Annotated in this window: 20 protein-coding genes; 9 read left to right on the top strand and 11 right to left on the bottom strand. The window is 71.6% G+C overall.

Annotated elements, in window-relative coordinates; genetic code table 11:
* Positions 1–17 precede the first annotated feature (17 nt).
* Complete coding sequence (locus tag KDN32_RS05215; RefSeq protein ID WP_211731015.1) at positions 18–593, top strand: isochorismatase family protein; 576 nt, start codon at positions 18–20, stop codon at positions 591–593.
* A 9-nt stretch (positions 594–602) separates the two neighbouring features.
* Here KDN32_RS05215 and KDN32_RS05210 read toward each other — a convergent pair whose 3' ends face one another.
* Positions 603–1139, bottom strand: coding sequence for a DUF1697 domain-containing protein (locus KDN32_RS05210; RefSeq protein ID WP_211731014.1), 537 nt, complete (start codon positions 1137–1139; stop codon positions 603–605).
* Positions 1140–1215: 76 nt separating this feature from the next.
* On the opposite strand from KDN32_RS05210, the gene KDN32_RS05205 reads away from it, so the two are divergent.
* Genes KDN32_RS05205 through KDN32_RS05195 form a run of 3 tightly spaced genes read left to right on the top strand, consistent with a single transcriptional unit; the run spans position 1216 to position 3597 of the window.
* Positions 1216–2010 carry a transporter substrate-binding domain-containing protein gene (locus KDN32_RS05205; RefSeq protein ID WP_211731013.1) on the top strand — a complete coding sequence of 265 codons (795 nt, stop codon included), beginning with the start codon at positions 1216–1218 and terminating at the stop codon, positions 2008–2010.
* A gap of 25 nt (positions 2011–2035) precedes the next feature.
* Positions 2036–2830, top strand: coding sequence for an amino acid ABC transporter permease (locus KDN32_RS05200; RefSeq protein ID WP_211731012.1), 795 nt, complete (start codon positions 2036–2038; stop codon positions 2828–2830).
* Positions 2830–3597, top strand: coding sequence for an amino acid ABC transporter ATP-binding protein (locus KDN32_RS05195; protein ID WP_211731011.1), 768 nt, complete (start codon positions 2830–2832; stop codon positions 3595–3597). Before KDN32_RS05200 ends, KDN32_RS05195 begins: the two co-directional genes overlap by 1 nt.
* A 276-nt stretch (positions 3598–3873) precedes the next feature.
* Here KDN32_RS05195 and KDN32_RS05190 read toward each other — a convergent pair whose 3' ends face one another.
* The gene (locus tag KDN32_RS05190; RefSeq protein ID WP_211731010.1) at positions 3874–4680 is read right to left on the bottom strand and encodes a hypothetical protein; all 807 of its coding nucleotides are present in this window, start codon (positions 4678–4680) and stop codon (positions 3874–3876) included.
* A gap of 97 nt (positions 4681–4777) precedes the next feature.
* A complete protein-coding gene (locus KDN32_RS05185) occupies positions 4778–5692 on the bottom strand; it encodes a LysR family transcriptional regulator ArgP (RefSeq protein ID WP_211731009.1) in 915 nt (304 codons plus the stop codon).
* A gap of 72 nt (positions 5693–5764) precedes the next feature.
* Here KDN32_RS05185 and KDN32_RS05180 point away from each other — a divergent pair, with 72 nt between their 5' ends.
* From KDN32_RS05180 to KDN32_RS05170, 3 genes are all read left to right on the top strand, one after another.
* Positions 5765–6364 (top strand): LysE/ArgO family amino acid transporter, encoded by a 600-nt coding sequence (locus KDN32_RS05180; RefSeq protein WP_211731008.1) that lies wholly within the window; start codon positions 5765–5767, stop codon positions 6362–6364.
* Between the two features lie 111 nt (positions 6365–6475).
* On the top strand, positions 6476–6916 hold the full coding sequence (locus KDN32_RS05175; protein WP_307853732.1) for a MarR family winged helix-turn-helix transcriptional regulator: 441 nt from the start codon (positions 6476–6478) through the stop codon (positions 6914–6916).
* Positions 6913–8157 (top strand): MFS transporter, encoded by a 1245-nt coding sequence (locus KDN32_RS05170; RefSeq protein WP_307853731.1) that lies wholly within the window; start codon positions 6913–6915, stop codon positions 8155–8157. The genes KDN32_RS05175 and KDN32_RS05170 overlap by 4 nt, the downstream gene beginning before the upstream one ends.
* A gap of 161 nt (positions 8158–8318) precedes the next feature.
* Here KDN32_RS05170 and KDN32_RS05165 read toward each other — a convergent pair whose 3' ends face one another.
* The 4 genes from KDN32_RS05165 to hppD all read right to left on the bottom strand — a co-directional run bounded on the left by KDN32_RS05165 (position 8319) and on the right by hppD (position 11472).
* Positions 8319–9116, bottom strand: a complete 798-nt coding sequence (locus KDN32_RS05165; protein WP_211731007.1) for a hypothetical protein — start codon at positions 9114–9116, stop codon at positions 8319–8321.
* 12 nt (positions 9117–9128) lie between these two features.
* Positions 9129–9377 (bottom strand): helix-turn-helix domain-containing protein, encoded by a 249-nt coding sequence (locus tag KDN32_RS05160; RefSeq protein ID WP_211731006.1) that lies wholly within the window; start codon positions 9375–9377, stop codon positions 9129–9131.
* Positions 9377–10027 (bottom strand): DUF2975 domain-containing protein, encoded by a 651-nt coding sequence (locus KDN32_RS05155; RefSeq protein ID WP_211731005.1) that lies wholly within the window; start codon positions 10025–10027, stop codon positions 9377–9379. Before KDN32_RS05155 ends, KDN32_RS05160 begins: the two co-directional genes overlap by 1 nt.
* Before the next feature lie 212 nt (positions 10028–10239).
* Positions 10240–11472, bottom strand: coding sequence for a 4-hydroxyphenylpyruvate dioxygenase (gene hppD / locus KDN32_RS05150; protein WP_211731004.1), 1233 nt, complete (start codon positions 11470–11472; stop codon positions 10240–10242).
* 82 nt (positions 11473–11554) lie between these two features.
* Here hppD and KDN32_RS05145 point away from each other — a divergent pair, with 82 nt between their 5' ends.
* On the top strand, positions 11555–12040 hold the full coding sequence (locus KDN32_RS05145) for an Lrp/AsnC family transcriptional regulator (RefSeq protein WP_307853729.1): 486 nt from the start codon (positions 11555–11557) through the stop codon (positions 12038–12040).
* 165 nt (positions 12041–12205) lie between these two features.
* On the opposite strand, the gene KDN32_RS05140 is transcribed toward KDN32_RS05145, so the two are convergent.
* Positions 12206–12721, bottom strand: coding sequence for a PaaI family thioesterase (locus KDN32_RS05140; RefSeq protein WP_211731002.1), 516 nt, complete (start codon positions 12719–12721; stop codon positions 12206–12208).
* A 55-nt stretch (positions 12722–12776) separates the two neighbouring features.
* Here KDN32_RS05140 and KDN32_RS05135 point away from each other — a divergent pair, with 55 nt between their 5' ends.
* A complete protein-coding gene (locus tag KDN32_RS05135; RefSeq protein WP_211731001.1) occupies positions 12777–13262 on the top strand; it encodes a winged helix-turn-helix transcriptional regulator in 486 nt (161 codons plus the stop codon).
* A gap of 6 nt (positions 13263–13268) precedes the next feature.
* Here KDN32_RS05135 and KDN32_RS05130 read toward each other — a convergent pair whose 3' ends face one another.
* From KDN32_RS05130 to KDN32_RS05120, 3 genes are all read right to left on the bottom strand, one after another.
* Positions 13269–13904 (bottom strand): IclR family transcriptional regulator, encoded by a 636-nt coding sequence (locus KDN32_RS05130; protein WP_211731000.1) that lies wholly within the window; start codon positions 13902–13904, stop codon positions 13269–13271.
* A 111-nt stretch (positions 13905–14015) separates the two neighbouring features.
* Positions 14016–15794 carry a DEAD/DEAH box helicase gene (locus KDN32_RS05125; protein WP_211730999.1) on the bottom strand — a complete coding sequence of 593 codons (1779 nt, stop codon included), beginning with the start codon at positions 15792–15794 and terminating at the stop codon, positions 14016–14018.
* Positions 15791–16069 carry a DUF3039 domain-containing protein gene (locus tag KDN32_RS05120; RefSeq protein WP_211730998.1) on the bottom strand — a complete coding sequence of 93 codons (279 nt, stop codon included), beginning with the start codon at positions 16067–16069 and terminating at the stop codon, positions 15791–15793. Before KDN32_RS05120 ends, KDN32_RS05125 begins: the two co-directional genes overlap by 4 nt.
* Between the last annotated feature and the right edge of the window lie 41 nt (positions 16070–16110).

Below are 16110 nucleotides of genomic sequence, written 5' to 3'. Positions count from 1 at the left end.
ACCGCTAGCCTGAGCCCATGGCACGGGCACTGATCGTGGTCGACGTCCAGAACGACTTCTGCGAGGGCGGGTCCCTCGCGGTGGCCGGTGGCGCCCGCGTGGCGGCGGACATCAACGAGGTGCTGCACCGCTGGTCGGCCGGCGGGGCCGGCGCACCGGCCTACGACGTCGTGGTCGCCACCAAGGACCACCACGTCGACCCCGGGGACCACTGGTCGTTCAAGCCGGACTACGCGGACTCCTGGCCGGTGCACTGCAAGGTCGGCACCGAGGGCGCGGCGTTCCACCCCAACCTCGACCCCCAGCCCTTCGCCGAGGTGTTCTTCAAGGGTGCCCACGAGGCGGCGTACTCCGGCTTCGAGGGGCGCACGCAGTCCGGGGAGGGGCTCGCCGACTGGCTGCGCCGCCGCGGGGTCGACGAGGTCGACGTCTGCGGGATCGCGACCGACCACTGCGTCCGGGCGACCGCGCTCGACAGCGCCCGCGCGGGCTTCGACACGCGCGTGCTGACCGCCCTCTGCGCCGGCGTCGCGCCGGAGACGACGGCGGCGGCGATCACGGAGATGACCGGCGCCGGCGTCGAGATCGCCTGATCGTCGGGGTCAGCACCACTTCTCCGTCACCGTCCGCAGCACCTTGGCGGTGCGCGCGGTGCCCTGGCCGAGGGCCTTGAACTCCTTGCCGGACAGGAGCTTCGAGGTGTGGATGTCGCCGTCGAGCAGCACGTAGGCGGCGCGACCGTCGACCACCGCCGTCTCGCCCGGGTGGTCGACGGCGTGGACGGCCCGCGTCGCCGCGGCGGCGGGCGCGGAGGCGTAGAGCGTCACGTAGTGCTGGCCCGACGGGTCGTGCTCGGCGTGCAGCTCCTCGGCCCGCGCGGTGAGCGCCGCGAGGTCCTTCGTGGTGAAGACGACGGTCGGCACGTCGAACCCGGCCTCGGCGGCGTAGGCCTCCTCGAGCACGGCCTGCACCTTCGCGACCGAGCGCGCCGAGTGGGTCAGGCGGACGTTGCCGGTGTTGATGTAGGTCTCGACGTCACGACCGCCCGCCGCCTCCGTCGCGGCGACGATCGCGGCCTTGGGGAACTTGCGCGTGGCTCCGAGGTTGATCGCGCGGAGGAAGGCGACGTAGGTGGGCATGTCACGATTGTGACGCGATCCGTCGGCTGGGAGCTCGTGGCGCGCAATCGACGAGGCAGGCCGTTACGGTGCTGGCATGAATACCCGAAAGCTGACCTCCGGCGCCGCAGCCGCCCTCGTCCTGATCGCCACCGCCGGGTGTGCGGCCGAGGAGACCACGACGACCGAGTCCGGCGCCAACGTGATCGCCGCCGGCAAGCTCACGGTGTGCACCTCCCTGCCCTACAAGCCGTTCGAGTTCGAGCAGGGCAACGAGATCGTGGGCTTCGACATGGACCTCGCCCAGAAGGTCGCCGAGGCCAACGACCTCGACCTCGACGTCGTCGTCACCGGCTTCGAGGGCATCCAGTCCGGCCAGGCGCTCAACACCGGCAAGTGCGACATGGCGGTCGCCGGCATGACCATCACCGACGAGCGCTCGCAGGTCATCGACTTCTCCGACCCCTACTTCGACGCCACCCAGGCCCTGCTCACCAAGGACGAGTCCCTCGACAGCCTCGAGGCCCTCGACGGCAAGACCCTCGGCGTGATGACCGGCACGACCGGCGAGCTCTACGCCAAGGAGAACGCGCCGAAGGGCGTCACGATCAAGGCGTTCGAGGACCTCGGCCTGCAGAGCACCGCGGTGAAGACCGGCCAGATCGACGCCGCGATCCAGGACAACGGCCCGCTGCTGGACTACGCCAAGGCCAACCCGGGCACGTACGTCACGGCCGAGTTCGACACCGGCGAGCAGTACGGCATGGCGGTGAAGAAGGACGGCAACGACGAGCTGCTCTCCTCGATCAACGACGTGCTGGAGGAGTCCCGTTCCGACGGCTCCTACGACGAGATCTACAAGACCTGGTTCGGCACCGCCCCGACCAACTGACGTCTCGCACCGAGGAGCCTGATCCATGGCCATGACCCCGCGGAAGCGCGCCCAGGTGAGCCGCGGCATCCAGTACGCCATCTTGGTGGTCGTCCTGGTGCTCGTGCTGTTCCTGGCCGACTGGCAACAGCTGCGCCAGCAGTTCTTCAACAGCGACATCGCACCCGAGCTGTTCCCGAACATCATCACCGTCGCGCTCAAGAACACGATCATCTACACCGCCGGGGCGTTCGCCTTCGGCCTGGCGCTCGGCCTCGTGCTGGCGCTGATGCGGCTCTCGCCGGTCGGTCCCTACCGGTGGCTGGCGACGCTGTTCATCGAGTTCTTCCGCGGGGTCCCGGCCCTGATCGTCTTCGTGGCATTCCAATACGGCATCCCGATCGCCTTCCCGGGCCGCGTCATCCCGGGCGGCACCTTCGGGACCGTGACCGTGGCGCTCGGCCTGGTGGGCGCTGCCTACATGGCCGAGACGATCCGCGCCGGCATCCAGGCGGTCCCGAAGGGACAGCTCGAGGCGGCACGCTCGCTGGGCATGAGCCAGACCCGGGCGATGATCTCGGTCGTGCTGCCCCAGGCGTTCCGGATCATCCTGCCGCCGCTGACCAACGAGCTGATCCTTCTCACCAAGGACTCCTCGCTCGTCTACATCCTGGGCCTCGGGCTCGCCGACCAGGAGCTGACCTCCTTCGGCCGCGCCGGCCTGTCCCAGTACGTCAACCTGACCCCGATCTTCCTGGCCGCGATGTGCTACCTGATCATCACGGTCCCGCTGTCGATCGTCGTGCGCCGCATGGAGCGTCGAGCCGAGAGGGCCCGCTGATGACCACCACCTCCACCAGCCCCACCGACCGGGCCGCCACGCCGGCCATCGACGTGCAGGACCTGCACAAGAGCTTCGGCGACAACGAGGTGCTCACCGGCATCGACTTCCACGTCGACAACGGGCAGGTCGTGTGCGTGATCGGACCGTCCGGGTCCGGCAAGTCCACGCTGCTGCGCTGCACCAACCTGCTCGAGACGCCCACCAGCGGCAAGATCTTCGTCGAGGGCGACGAGATCACCCACCCCGACGCCGACGTCGACAAGCTGCGCGCGCGCATCGGGATGGTGTTCCAGCAGTTCAACCTCTTCCCGCACATGACGGTGCTGCGCAACCTCACGATCGCGCAGCAGAAGGTCGCCGGTCGCGGCAAGGACGAGGCGACCGAGATCGCGCGCGCCAACCTGGCCAAGGTCGGGCTCGCCGAGCGCGAGACGGCCTACCCCGCCCACCTCTCGGGCGGGCAGCAGCAGCGCGTGGCGATCGCGCGGGCGCTGTCGATGCAGCCGGACATGATGCTGTTCGACGAGCCCACCTCGGCGCTCGACCCCGAGCTCGTCGGCGACGTGCTCGCGGTGATGAAGGACCTCGCCTCCGAGGGCATGACGATGATGGTCGTCACCCACGAGATGGGGTTCGCCCGCGAGGTCGGCGACAAGCTCGTCTTCATGGACGGCGGCGTGATCGTCGAGGAGGGCGACCCGGTCGAGGTGCTCTCGAACCCGCAGCACGAGCGGACGCAGTCGTTCCTCTCGAAGGTGCTCTAGGAGCGCACGTCGCCGCAGCGCACGTGCGGTGGATGTGGTCCCGCGCCGGCGGAGGCGAGGGCGAGAACCACCGCACGTGCGGTAGCGGTGGCCCCGCTCCGGCTACTGGAAGGGCCAGGACCGCCGCACGTGCGCCGGTCTACCGGGGTGCTGGTGTCGCCCCAGCGCGCCAGAGGCGTACACGTGTCCGAGATCTCGCCCCCGAACGGCCGTGCGAAGGGCGACACGTCGGACACGTGTGCCCGACTCGTCGCCCCTCGCGCGCGAGCGGCAGGCTCAGCCCCGCTTGCACTGGCTCGGTGGGGTGACCGTCGGGTCGAAGACCCGCGCGGGCGGGACGATCGCGGAGCCGTCCGACGACTCCTTCATCGTCATCGCCCACCACCCTGCCTTGCGGGTGTCGATCGCCGCGAGGTCCTCCTCGGGCACGTCGTTCCACATGTTCAGCACGTCGACGGCCACCTCGACGAGGTGGCCGTGCGGCGTGATGACGGCGCCCGCCTCGATGTCGTCGAGACCGGCAGGCACCTCGGGGAACAGCCCGCGCGGCATGCCCATCAGGACCTGGTTGGCGGGGATGCCGACCGCGACCCCGTCGCCGGCGAGACGGATCGCCCGCGCCTTCGTGACCGGCCAGGTCGGGTCGAGGTCGGTCGGCAGGGCCCAGCTGTAGGCGGGCTTGTCGGTGACGTCGGCCCAGCACGAGGCGGCGTTGGGGCCCCAGGCGTCGCTGTTGAAGTAGGTGCGGCCGCTGACGACCAGGTAGTCGACCTGCTCGGCCTTGCCGTCGATCACCGAGTCCATCGACAGCTCGCTGTAGCCCGTGGCGGGGCTGAACCGGCCGTCGAGGTCGAAGATCCGCTTGCCGCCGTTGTCGGGGTTCTTGGTGAGGAGCTGGCCGTGCCACTCCACGATCCCCATCTTCTCGACCTGGGCGGTGAGCGCGTCGAGCTGCTCGCCCTCCATCACCACCGCACCGGTGGTCTTGCTGGCGGCGGCCGGGTCGGAGGCCCCGCAGCCGGAGAGGGCGAGGAGCAGCGTGGCGGCGATCGCGGAGACGCCTGCGGCGTTACGACGTGTCACAGGAGGTCCCCGTTCGAGTCCGGTACGAGCACGGTGCTCGGTCTCGCCCGCCACCCTAGGGACGCCCACGGACCCTGTCCCGAAAACCCGGGATCCTTTACGTCGCGGCCATCCAGCGCCGTGCGGCGTCGACCACCGCGTCGGTCAGCTCGCCGACGAGCGCGGACCCGAGGCGCCAGTGCTGCCAGAACAGCGCCACTTCAGGCCGCCGGCCCGGCACCAGCTCGACCAGGTCCCCGCCGCGGAGCTCGTCGGCGACGTCGGCCTCGGGCAGCAGCCCCCAGCCCATCCCGACCCGGATCGCCCGGTCGAACTCGCGGACCGACGGCACGTAGGTCACCGGCGGCGCGAGGTGGCGACGGGTCACCCGGCGCACGAAGTCGTGCTGCAGCGAGTCGTTGCGGTCGAACGCGACGATCGGCGCCTCGGCGAGCGACGCCGACCCCACGCCGTCGCCGAAGTGGGCGGCGTGGAAGCCCGGCGTCGCGACCGCGGCGTAGCGCAGCCGGCCCAGGCGCACCACCCGGCAGCCGGGCACCGGCTTCGGCTCACCGGTGATCGCGGCCACCACCTCACCGCGCCGCAGCCGCTCCGCCGTGCGGGTGTGGTCCTCGCGCACCACCTCGAACACCACCCGGTGCCGCGACTGCACGTCGGCGAGCGCGTCGACGAACCAGCCGTAGAGCGCGTCCGCGTTCACCGCGATCGGCAGAGACGTGTACGCCGTGCCTCCGGCGTCGTCCTCCTCGACGAGCTCGGCGACCGCCTCGCGCTCGAGGATCTCGGTCTGGGTCGCGAGCCGGACCAGCACCAGACCGGCCTCCGTGGGCTCGAGCGGCTTGACGCGGTGGAGCAGCACGCGCCCGATCCGGGTCTCGAGCGCCTTGATCCGCTGGCTCACGGCGGAGGGGGTGACGTGCAGGTCGCGCGCGGCCGCCTCGAAGGTGCCGAGGCGGACGGCGACGGCCAGTGTGCGCAGGGCCACAGGGTCCAGCTGGGTGACGTCTTTCATACTTAGAGATCCTAATGATTCGTCAGAATAGTTCGCTGGATTGACGGCTCTCGCGCGCCTACCGTTGTCAGCATGTTCCAGGTTGCACTCACCGGTCTCCTCACCGGACTCGCCCTCATCGTCGCCGTCGGCGCCCAGAACGCCTTCCTCCTGCGTCAGGGCATCCGAGGCGAGCAGGTCCTGCCGATCGTGCTGACCTGTCTGCTCTCCGACGTCATCGCGATCACCGCGGGCGTCGCCGGCCTCGGCGTCGTCCTCGAGCGCTGGCCCTCCGCCCTCCCAGTCGCCCAGGTGCTCGGCGGGCTCTACCTCATCGCGTTCGGCATCCACGCCGCGGTGCGCGCGTGGAAGCCCACCGGTCTCACCACCGAGGGCGGCGCGTCGCTGACCACCGGCAAGGCGATCATGCTGACGCTGGCGCTGACCTGGCTCAACCCGCACTTCTACCTCGACGCGGTGCTGATGCTCGGCACGGTGGCCAACAGCTTCGGCAGCGACCGCTGGTGGTTCCTGTCCGGCACGCTCGTCGCGAGCCTGCTCTGGTTCTTCGGGCTCGGCTACGGCGCGCGCCTGCTGCGCGGCCTGTTCGCCCGGCCGTCGGCCTGGCGCGTGCTCGACTCGGGCATCGCCGTGCTGATGGGCGCGCTCGGCATCGGGCTGCTCGCCCACTGAGCACCGCCCACCCCGCACCGGACCCCGCTCACGGTCGCCCGCCGGCGACTGTGAGCGGGGTCTCGTCGTTCCGGGTCGATATACATAGGACTCCTATGCAATAGTGGAGGGGTGACCGACGACCAGACCCGGCTCTCCGAGCTCTCCAGCGACCTCGTCGTGCTCGCCGCCCGCCTGACGCGGGCCGTACGCCGCGAGATCGAGCACCCCGCAGGCGTCCGCGCGCTGTCGCTGCTCGACGAGCACGGTCCCTCCGGCGTGACCGCCCTCGCGGCGGCCGACCGGTGCAGCCAGCCGACGATGACCGCCACCGTCAAGGCGCTGCGCGAGCAGGGCCTGGTGGACCGCCGGCCGCACCCGACCGACGGCCGGGCCCACGTCGTCGCGCTCACCGCCGCGGGGCACGCCGAGCTCGCCCGGATCCGGCGGGCCAACGCCGACCTGGTGACCGCTCGCCTCGCCGACACCCACCACACCGCCGAGGAGGTCGCCACCGCCGTCGCGGTGCTGCGCGACGTCCTCCGCCCGACCCCTCAGGAGGACACCCTGTGAGCAGCGCCAGCAGCTCGACCACCCCCTCGCTCCTTCGCCAGCCCCGTGCCGTCTGGGCCGTGGCCTTCGCCTGCGTCATCGCCTTCATGGGCATCGGCCTGGTCGACCCGATCCTCAAGGAGATCGCCGCCCAGCTCGAGGCCACCCCGAGCCAGGTGTCGCTGCTCTTCACCAGCTACATGGCCGTCATGGGCATCTCGATGCTGGTGACCGGCGTGGTGTCCAGCCGGATCGGCCCCAAGCGCACCCTGCTCGCCGGCCTGGCCATCATCATCGTCTCCGCGGCGCTGGCCGGCCTCTCCGACAGCGTCGGCGCCGTGATCGGCTTCCGCGCCGGCTGGGGCCTGGGCAACGCGCTCTTCGTCGCCACCGCGCTCGCGACCATCGTCAGCGCGTCGGCCGGCCCGGTCGGGCAGGCGATCATCCTGTTCGAGGCAGCTCTCGGCCTCGGCATCGCCTCCGGCCCGCTCATCGGCGGCCTGCTCGGCCAGGTCTCGTGGCGCGGACCGTTCTTCGGCGTCTCGGTGCTGATGACCATCGCCCTCGCGGCCACCGCGTTCTTCCTCCCGTCCACGCCCCCGACCGGTCGCAAGACGTCGATCCTCGACCCGTTCCGCGCCCTGCGCCACCGCGCGCTGCTGCTCCTGGCCCTGGTCGCGATCTTCTACAACCTCGGCTTCTTCACGCTGATGGCCGCCGGCCCGTTCGCCCTGCCGACGTACTCGATCATGGGCATCGGCTGGACCTTCTTCGGCTGGGGCCTCCTGCTGGCCTTCACCTCCGTGTGGCTGGCGCCGATCCTCCAGCGCCGCTTCGGCACCATGGCGACGCTCACCGCGGTCCTGGCGCTGTTCTCCCTCGACCTCGCGGTGATGGCGCTGGGCGCCTCGCACGAGGTGGTCGTGACCGTCGGCATCGTCGTCGCCGGCGCCTTCCTCGGCGTCACCAACACCCTCGTCACCGAGGCCGTGATGGGCGCGGCGCCGGTCGAGCGCCCGGTCGCCTCCGCGGCGTACTCGTTCGTCCGCTTCACCGGCGGCGCGGTCGGCCCCTACGTCGCGCTCAAGCTGGCCGAGAACGTCGACCTGCACGCGCCGTTCTGGTTCGGCGCGGCGGCCGTCGCCGTCGGCGTGGTCGTGGTGGCGGCGGGCTCGCGCACCATCGCCGCGGCGCTCTCCACGGCTCCCGAGCCGCACGGCGTCACCGAGGCCGAGAGCGAGCTGGTGGGCGACCTGGCCTGACGCCCGCGCGCCTGTCCCCGCGGCACGGCACCGACGTACTAGCGTCGGTGCCGTGCCGTGCGACTACTGCGGGGAAGAGTTCGACCCCATCTCGACCCGGTGGCTGTGCCCCCACTGCCACATGAAGGCCAACTGCTGCGACGGGGCACCACTCTGACGGCTCACTCGCCGACGTAGCGCAGGCCCTGCTCGGCCATCGCCTCGCGCAGCCGGGTGATCGCGATCGGCCCGACGCCGTGCATCGCGGCGAGCTGGTCGGCGGAGTACGTCGCCACCTGCTCGAGCGTCGTGGCACCCGCCTCGCGCAGCGCACGCGTCGCCGGGGCGCCGATCGCACGCGGGAGCGGCGTGCCCTGCTCGCGCGGCGCCCGCTGCCGCGGCTCCGGCAGGCCGGCGTCCACGACCGCCTCGCCACGCGGCGAGAGCAGGTAGCCGATCGCGAGCGACTCGGTGAGGCCGAGCTCCTTGAGCTTGCGGACGTCCTTCTTGAAGTCCTGCGTCTCGCGGCCGACCTGCGCGGCGAGCTCCGGGGCCCGGACGCCGGCGTTGAGGTCGATCAGGTCGAGCGTCACCCGCGTCCACGGACCGATCGGCGACGCCGCGTCGAGGCGGTCGAGCCGGGCGCGGATCGCGGCGACCTCCTCGGCGTCCGGGACGCTCGCGCGCAGCAGCTCGCGGGGGTCGGGACCGGCGTACGTCACGCCGACCCGCCACGCCGGGTCGTCCGGGCGCGCGGCCAGGCCCTCGCGGAGCGCGGCCAGCGACGCAGCGCCCGCGCGCCGGGCGTCGTCCTCGGTGAGGGTCGCGACGTCGACCTCCTCGACCGAGGTCACCTCGACCAGCCCCACCGCGGTGCGCAGCCGGGTGCCGACGACGACGCGTGGCCGGGCCCAGCGCCGGAAGGCGAGGTCGATCGTCCCGGCCTTGATCGCGGCCAGCTCGACCGCTCGGATCATCATGGGGACAGCCTCTCAGCCCGGGTCGGGCTCGACGCGCAGGATGTCGCCGGGCTGGCACTCCAGCACCCGGCACACGCGGGTCAGCGTCGAGAAGCGCACCGCCTTGGCGCGGCCGTTCTTGAGCACGCTGAGGTTGACGACCGTCACCCCGACGCGGTCGGCGAGCTCGGTGAGGGTCATCCCGCGCGCGGCCAGCACCTCGTCGAGGTGGACGGTCACGCCGTGCTGCTCCTCGGTGTCCTCGGTCGTGCGACCCGCCATCAGATCGTGGCCTCGACGTCGTGGCGCATCTCGACCGCCTGCTCCATCACCTTCGCGAGCCCGAGCAGGGCGACCCCCAGGAGCAGCGGCACCCACGGGATGGTCGCGCTCACGGCGAACGGGCTGTCCGTCATCCGCTGCACCAGTGCCGCCTCGATCCACCCGGACAGCACCAGGTCGAGCGCCGCCCACATCAGCAGCACCCGGCCGAGCGTCCGGAGCTGGCGCGGGACACGGTCGGCGAAGACGCCCTCACGACGGGCACGACGCAGGAAGCGCCAGAGCAGCACGAAGAAGACCGCCGGCCCGCCGAACCAGACGACCAGCCCGGCACCGCCGAGTGCGCGGGTGGCGACGCCGGGCTCGGGGTCGCACACCTGGACCTCGCTCGCGCGCCACGTGATCCCCGGGTCGAGGGTGGCCGGACCGGTGCGGTCACCCCCTCCCCCGACGGCGTCCTGCCCGATCCCCAGCTGGCCGCCAGAGGCGGTCGCGCACACCTCGGCGTTCAGGCCCGGCACCGACGCGCTGCCGAGCACCGTCCCGGCCACCAGGCCGACCGCGAGGACGGCCATGGCGCAGACCACCACCCCGACCACCAGCTCGAGGACCCGCAGCGGGTCGGTGTCGCGCGACTGGTCAGCGTTCATGAGTGCCCCCGGGCATATCGATGGTCGATGGTGTCGACAAACGATAGGGCATCGACTTTCGATGTGTCCAGCACCGTGACCCGCTCCGGACGCGACGAGCGGTGGCCCACCCACACTTTCCGCGCAGAAAAGGTGGGTGGGCCACCGCTCGGGTGGGCCGCTGGGGGCCTACGCCGCTCCGCCGGACTCGGCGGCGCCCTGTCAGGCAGGCGTCAGAGGTTGCCGCGCTTGTCCTGCTCGCGCTCGATGGCCTCGAAGAGCGCCTTGAAGTTGCCCTTGCCGAAGCCGAGGGAGCCGTGACGCTCGATCAGCTCGAAGAACACCGTCGGACGGTCGCCGAGCGGCTTGGTGAAGATCTGCAGCAGGTAGCCGTCCTCGTCGCGGTCGACGAGGATGCCGCGCTTCTGCAGCTCCTCGATCGGGACGCGGACCTCGCCGATGCGGGCGCGCAGCTCCTCGTCCTCGTAGTAGGAGTCGGGGGTGTTGAGGAACTCCACGCCGTTGGCGCGCAGCGCGTCGACGGTGGCGATGATGTCGCCGGTGGCGAGCGCGAGGTGCTGGGCGCCCGGGCCGCGGTAGAACTCGAGGTACTCGTCGATCTGCGACTTCTTCTTCGCGACGGCGGGCTCGTTGAGCGGGAACTTTACGCGGTGGTTGCCGTTGGCGACGACCTTCGACATGAGCGCGGAGTAGTCGGTGGCGATGTCGTCGCCGATGAACTCCGCCATGTTCACGAAGCCCATGACCCGGTTGTAGAAGTCGACCCAGGTGTCCATCTCGCCGAGCTCGACGTTGCCGACGATGTGGTCGAGGGCCTGGAAGAGGCGCGTGGGCTGGTCGGCCTTCTTCTCCCAGCGCGGCTCCACGGCGACGTAGCCGGGGAGGTACGGGCCGGCGTAGGTCTCACCGTCGACCGTGCGCTGCACGAGCGTGTGGCGGGTCTCGCCGTAGGTGGCGATCGCGGCGACGCGGACGGTGCCGTGCTCATCGGTGACGTTCTCCGGCTGGCGGAGGACGGTGGCGCCGGCCTTGACGGCCTGGGCGATGCACTGGTCGACGTCGGGCACCTCGAGGGCGATGTCGACGACGCCGTCACCGTGCTTCGCGTGGTGGGCGACCAGCTCGCTGTCGGGCGACACGGCGCCGCTGAGCACGAACCTGATCGAGCCCGACTTGAGCACGAACGACTTGTGGTCGCGGTTGCCGTTCTCCGGGCCGGAGTAGGCGACGAGCTCCATGCCCCACGCGGAGGCGTAGTAGTGGGCGGCCTGCGTGGCGTTGCCGACCACGAAGCAGATCGCGTCCCAGCCGGTCACCGGGAAGGGGTCGGACTCGGCGTCGTACTCCACGAGGCCGACCAGCTGCTGGAGCTGCTCGAGGGACAGGTCGGCCTTCATCTCGTCCACGGTCAGGGCGCCGCCGGTCGAGGCGATGTCAGTCGTCATGGAGCGAACCCTGCCGTTCGTCGGGCAAGGTGTGCAACAGTACGCCGAAACGTTGGACACATTGCACAGCCGGAGGCGCGCGGTGGACCAGATCGACAGCAGAGTGATCGAGCTCTTCGCACGCGAGCCGCGACTGGGCGTGCTCGAGGCCAGCCGGCGGCTCGGGATCGCGCGAGGCACCGTCCAGGCCCGGCTCGACCGGCTGACCGCAGCTGGCGTGATCACCGGGTGGGGTCCGGACCTGTCCCCCGAGGCGCTCGGCTACCCGGTGACGGCGTTCCTCACCCTGGAGATCACGCAGGGAGCCGGCCACGACGTGGTGGCTACCCACCTGTCATCGATCCCCGAGGTGCTCGAGGCGGTCACCATCACCGGGGCCGGCGACATGTGGGCGCGGGTCGTGGCACGCTCCAACGCCGACCTCCAGCGGGTGATCGACCTCGTGCTCACCGAGCCCGGCATCGACCGCTCGACGACGGTCATCGCGCTCGCGACCCAGATCCCCTACCGCGTGGTCCCGCTCGCGGGGGCCGCGGCGCAGTCCGCGCACCCGCCGCCGGGCACGTGACGTACGGGTGGGCTCGTGACGTACGGGTGGGCGGCGCAGGACCCCCGTCCCCCGTGGGGGTAGTCCAGTGACGAGATGCTGTCCGGGAGCCCGTACGACGACGTCTCGCCACTGGACTAGCCCGCCGCGACGACGTCTCGCCACTGGACTACCGCGGCAGGGCGGTCACTCCCCCGCCCGCATGATCAGGCAGGTCGACGTCGCGTGGGCGACCAGGCGCCCCGCCTCGTCGGTGAGCTGCGCCTGCGCGAGGGCCGTACGCCGCCCACGGCTGATGACCGTGCCCTCGCAGGTCAGCAGGCCCGAGCCCACGGTCACCGGGCGCAGGAACTTCACAGTCAGGTCGACCGAGGTGTAGACCTCGCCCACGGCGAGCGTGGTGTGGACCGAGCAGGCGGCGGCCGTGTCGAGCATCGTCGAGATCACCCCGCCGTGCACGCTGCCGAGCGGGTTGTAGTGGAACTCCGCGGCCGGCATCTCCACCACGACCCGACCTCGCTCGACCCGCATGTCGGTCATGCCGAGGGTGTCCATGATCGGCGGGTGCGGCATCTCGCCGGCGCGCATCGCCTCGAGCTGCGCCAGCCCGTCGAGCTCGAGCAGCCGGGCGAGGTCGCCCTGGCCGGGCGTGGCCCACGTGACGGTGCGGCTGTCGGTCTCGAACGGCTGGGTCTGCGTCATGGACCCAGCACATCACCCCTTGCTGGGTCTGTCAACGAGACCTAGGGTGGGCGCCATGACGGACTCCCCCGCCGCGCTCGCGTGGTCCACCGACAACTGCACGGTCGGGCGCGCGATGGAGGTGCTCGGCGAGCGGTGGACCTTCGTGGTGCTGCGCGAGGTGTTCAACGGCGTGCGCCGCTTCGACGACATGCGCCGCCACGCCGGCATCCCGCGCCAGGTGCTGACCAACCGCCTCGCCCTGCTCGTCGACGCCGGCATCCTGCGCCGCGAGCCCTACCGCGAGCCGGGTCAGCGCGAGCGCCACGAGTACCGCCCGACCGACAAGGGGTTCGACCTCTACCCCGTCCTGGTCGCGGTCCGCGCCTGGGGCGACCGCTACCTCGCCGATCCGGAGGGCTCGCCGGTCGAGTTCGCGCACGTCGGCTGCGGCGCCGAGGTCGACGTCGTGCTGCGCTGCCGCGACGGCCATGAGGTCACCGGCCGGCGCGACGTGGCCACTCGACCCGGGCCGGGCGTCCACCCGGCCCGGACGGCCTGAGGATCCTCAGAGCAGCCGCTCGGCCACGAGCCTCGCGGCCTCGATCACCTGCGGCGCCACCACGTCCTCGTCGATCGCGTCCGCGAGCGTCACGACGCCCACGCTGGCCCGCAGGCCGTCGACGCCGCGGACCGGTGCGGCCAGCCCGCGCGCGCCGGTCTGCAGCTCGCCGCTGGTGACGGCGTAGGCCACCTCGCCGCCCTCGAGCAGGGTGATCGCCTTGCCGGCCGCGCCCTGCGACAGCGGGTGGCGCGCCCCGACGCGGTAGGCGACGTGGAAGTCGGTCCAGGTCGGCTCGACGACGGCGAGCGCGAGCGCCTCGTCGCCGTCGGCGACGGTGAGGTGGGCGGTGGATCCGAGCGACTCGGCCAGCGAGCGCAGCACCGGCATCGCGAGGTCGCGCAGCAGCGGCTGGACGGCACTCGCGAGCTGGAGCACCCCGAGGCCGACGAACAGTCGCGACCGGGCGTCACGGCGTACGAGCCCGTGCTGCTCGAGGGTGCTGATCAGCCGGTAGACGACCGTCCGGTTGACCTCGAGACGGTGGGACAGCTCGGTGATGGTCAGCCCCTCGGGCGTGTCCGCGAGCACCTTCAGGGCCCGCAGTCCGCGGTCGAGGGTCTGCGAGGTCTCCGAGGCCATGTCACGACACTAGTCGGGTGCGACGAAGTCGTACACGGCGTGTGGCGGGAGGTTGAGCAAGCCCGCGACCGAGCTCGCGAGGGCGCGCCGGGCGCGTCGAAACCCACTCGATCAGGAGGTCTGCTTCACCGCCCACTCGCGGATCCGGTTGATCCGCTCGTGGAGCTGGTCGGCGTTGGCGACCGCCGCCGGCGGGCCGCCGCACTCCTTGCGCAGAGCGTTGTGCGTGATGCCGTGCGCCTGGCCGGTGCGGTGGTGCCACGCGGCGACGAGCCCGTTGAGCTCGCGGCGCAGCACGCCGAGCTGCTGGTGGGTGCTGAGCTGCTCGACGGAGTCGACCACCCGGTCCTCCACGCCGCTCGCCTTCTGCTTGCGCGCCCGCTCGCTCTGCCGCGAGTGGAGCAGCTCGCGCACCTGGTCGGGCTCGAGCAGGCCGGGGATGCCGAGGAAGTCCATCTCCTCTTCCGAGCCCACGTGCACCTCGCCGGAGTGGCCGAACTGGGCGCCGTCGTAGAGGACGTGGTCGAACGACGCGGTCGAGCCGAGCGCCTCCCATGACATCTCGAGCTCGCCGGAGGCGCCCTCCTCGGCGTTGGCCGCGGCGAGCAGGTCCTCCTCGGCGGCGAAGATGTCGTCGTCGTCGGTGACCTTGCGGCCGAGCACGTGGTCGCGCTGGGCCTCCATGTCGGAGGCGAACTCCAGCAGGTGGGGCGCGGACGGCAGGAACACCGTCGCGGTCTCGCCGCGCGACCGGGCGCGCACGAAGCGGCCGACGGCCTGGGCGAAGAAGAGCGGCGTGGACACGGTGGTGGCCCAGACGCCGACGGCGAGGCGCGGCACGTCGACGCCCTCCGACACCATCCGGACGGCGACCATCCAGCGGTCCTCGGACGCGGTGAACTTCTCGATCTTCTTCGACGAGCCCTTCTCGTCCGACAGCACGACCGTCGGCGACTCCCCCGAGACCTTCTTGAGGATCGCCGCGTAGGCCCGGGCGGTCTCCTGGTCGCCGGCGATCACCAGCCCTCCGGCATCGGGGACGTGGCGGCGTACCTCCGACAGGCGGCGGTCGGCGGCCTCCAGCACGGCCGGGATCCACGACCCGCGGGGGTCGAGCGCGGTGCGGAGCGCCTGGGCGTGCATGTCCTTGGTGAGCGGTTCGCCGAGCCGGGCGACGACCTCGTCGCCGGCGCGGGTGCGCCACTGCATCTCCCCCGAGTACGCCATGAAGAGCACCGGGCGCACGACGTGGTCGGACAACGCATGGGCGTAGCCGTAGGTGAAGTCGGCCGACGAGACCGGTACGCCGTCGTCGCCGGGCGCATAGCTCACGAACGGGATCGGGTTGATGTCGGAGCGGAACGGCGTGCCGGTGAGCGCCAGTCGGCGGGTGGCCGGGTCGAACGACTCCCGCACGCCCTCACCCCACGACAGCGCGTCACCGGCGTGGTGGATCTCGTCGAGGATGACCAGCGTCTTGAACCGCTCGGTGCGGATCCGCATGGCCAGCGGGTTGACCGCGACGCCGGCGTAGGTGACGGCGATGCCGACGTAGTCGTCGGACGTCCTGCCCTTGCCGGCGGAGTACGTCGGGTCGATCGGGATCCCGGCGCGGGCGGCCGCCTCGGCCCACTGGGTCTTGAGGTGCTCGGTGGGCGCGACGACCGTGATCCGGTCGACGACGCGACGGCTGAGCAGGTCGGCGGCGACGGTCAGCGCGAACGTCGTCTTGCCGGCGCCGGGCGTCGCCACGGCGAGGAAGTCCTGCGGCTGGCGCGACTGGTAGAGGTCCATCGCCGCCTGCTGCCAGGCGCGGAGGGAGGGCGCGGTGCCCCAGGCGGCCCGGTCGGGCCACGCGGGGGGCAGCGGCGCCTCGGGGCGCCCCGTCACGCCTCGGGACCCGAGCCGTCGTTGCCGTCGTCCCCCGGCTTCATCGACTCCCAGATCTCCTTGCAGTCCGGGCACACCGGGAACTTCTCCGGCGCGCGCGAGGGGACCCACACCTTGCCGCACAGGGCGATCACGGGGGTGCCCATGACCATCGCCTCGGTGAGCTTGTCCTTGGGGACGTAGTGGGAGAACCGCTCGTGGTCGCCCTCATCGGTCGGGACCGTCTGACGCTCTTCGACCGTCTGGCTGCCCGGGGAGAATCCGATGGTGCTCATGATGGACAAGCCTAACCGGCCGGTCCGTCATGAGCCCATCG

The sequence above is a fragment of the Nocardioides palaemonis genome (genome assembly GCF_018275325.1).
In the GTDB taxonomy this organism is placed as follows: domain Bacteria; phylum Actinomycetota; class Actinomycetes; order Propionibacteriales; family Nocardioidaceae; genus Nocardioides; species Nocardioides palaemonis.
Note: the sequence above shows the minus strand (reverse complement) of the source record. Positions and strands in the feature narration are given on the sequence as shown.

Bases quoted from the DNA above. Each gene is read 5' to 3' on its own strand.
- KDN32_RS05215 (WP_211731015.1), top strand. From the start codon at position 18: ATGGCACGGGCACTGATCGTGGTCGACGTCCAGAACGACTTCTGCGAG.
- KDN32_RS05210 (WP_211731014.1), bottom strand. From the start codon at position 1,139: ATGCCCACCTACGTCGCCTTCCTCCGCGCGATCAACCTCGGAGCCACG.
- KDN32_RS05205 (WP_211731013.1), top strand. From the start codon at position 1,216: ATGAATACCCGAAAGCTGACCTCCGGCGCCGCAGCCGCCCTCGTCCTG.
- KDN32_RS05200 (WP_211731012.1), top strand. From the start codon at position 2,036: ATGGCCATGACCCCGCGGAAGCGCGCCCAGGTGAGCCGCGGCATCCAG.
- KDN32_RS05195 (WP_211731011.1), top strand. From the start codon at position 2,830: ATGACCACCACCTCCACCAGCCCCACCGACCGGGCCGCCACGCCGGCC.
- KDN32_RS05185 (WP_211731009.1), bottom strand. From the start codon at position 5,692: ATGAAAGACGTCACCCAGCTGGACCCTGTGGCCCTGCGCACACTGGCC.
- KDN32_RS05180 (WP_211731008.1), top strand. From the start codon at position 5,765: ATGTTCCAGGTTGCACTCACCGGTCTCCTCACCGGACTCGCCCTCATC.
- KDN32_RS05165 (WP_211731007.1), bottom strand. From the start codon at position 9,116: ATGATGATCCGAGCGGTCGAGCTGGCCGCGATCAAGGCCGGGACGATC.
- KDN32_RS05160 (WP_211731006.1), bottom strand. From the start codon at position 9,377: ATGGCGGGTCGCACGACCGAGGACACCGAGGAGCAGCACGGCGTGACC.
- KDN32_RS05155 (WP_211731005.1), bottom strand. From the start codon at position 10,027: ATGAACGCTGACCAGTCGCGCGACACCGACCCGCTGCGGGTCCTCGAG.
- hppD (WP_211731004.1), bottom strand. From the start codon at position 11,472: ATGACGACTGACATCGCCTCGACCGGCGGCGCCCTGACCGTGGACGAG.
- KDN32_RS05140 (WP_211731002.1), bottom strand. From the start codon at position 12,721: ATGACGCAGACCCAGCCGTTCGAGACCGACAGCCGCACCGTCACGTGG.
- KDN32_RS05135 (WP_211731001.1), top strand. From the start codon at position 12,777: ATGACGGACTCCCCCGCCGCGCTCGCGTGGTCCACCGACAACTGCACG.
- KDN32_RS05130 (WP_211731000.1), bottom strand. From the start codon at position 13,904: ATGGCCTCGGAGACCTCGCAGACCCTCGACCGCGGACTGCGGGCCCTG.
- KDN32_RS05120 (WP_211730998.1), bottom strand. From the start codon at position 16,069: ATGAGCACCATCGGATTCTCCCCGGGCAGCCAGACGGTCGAAGAGCGT.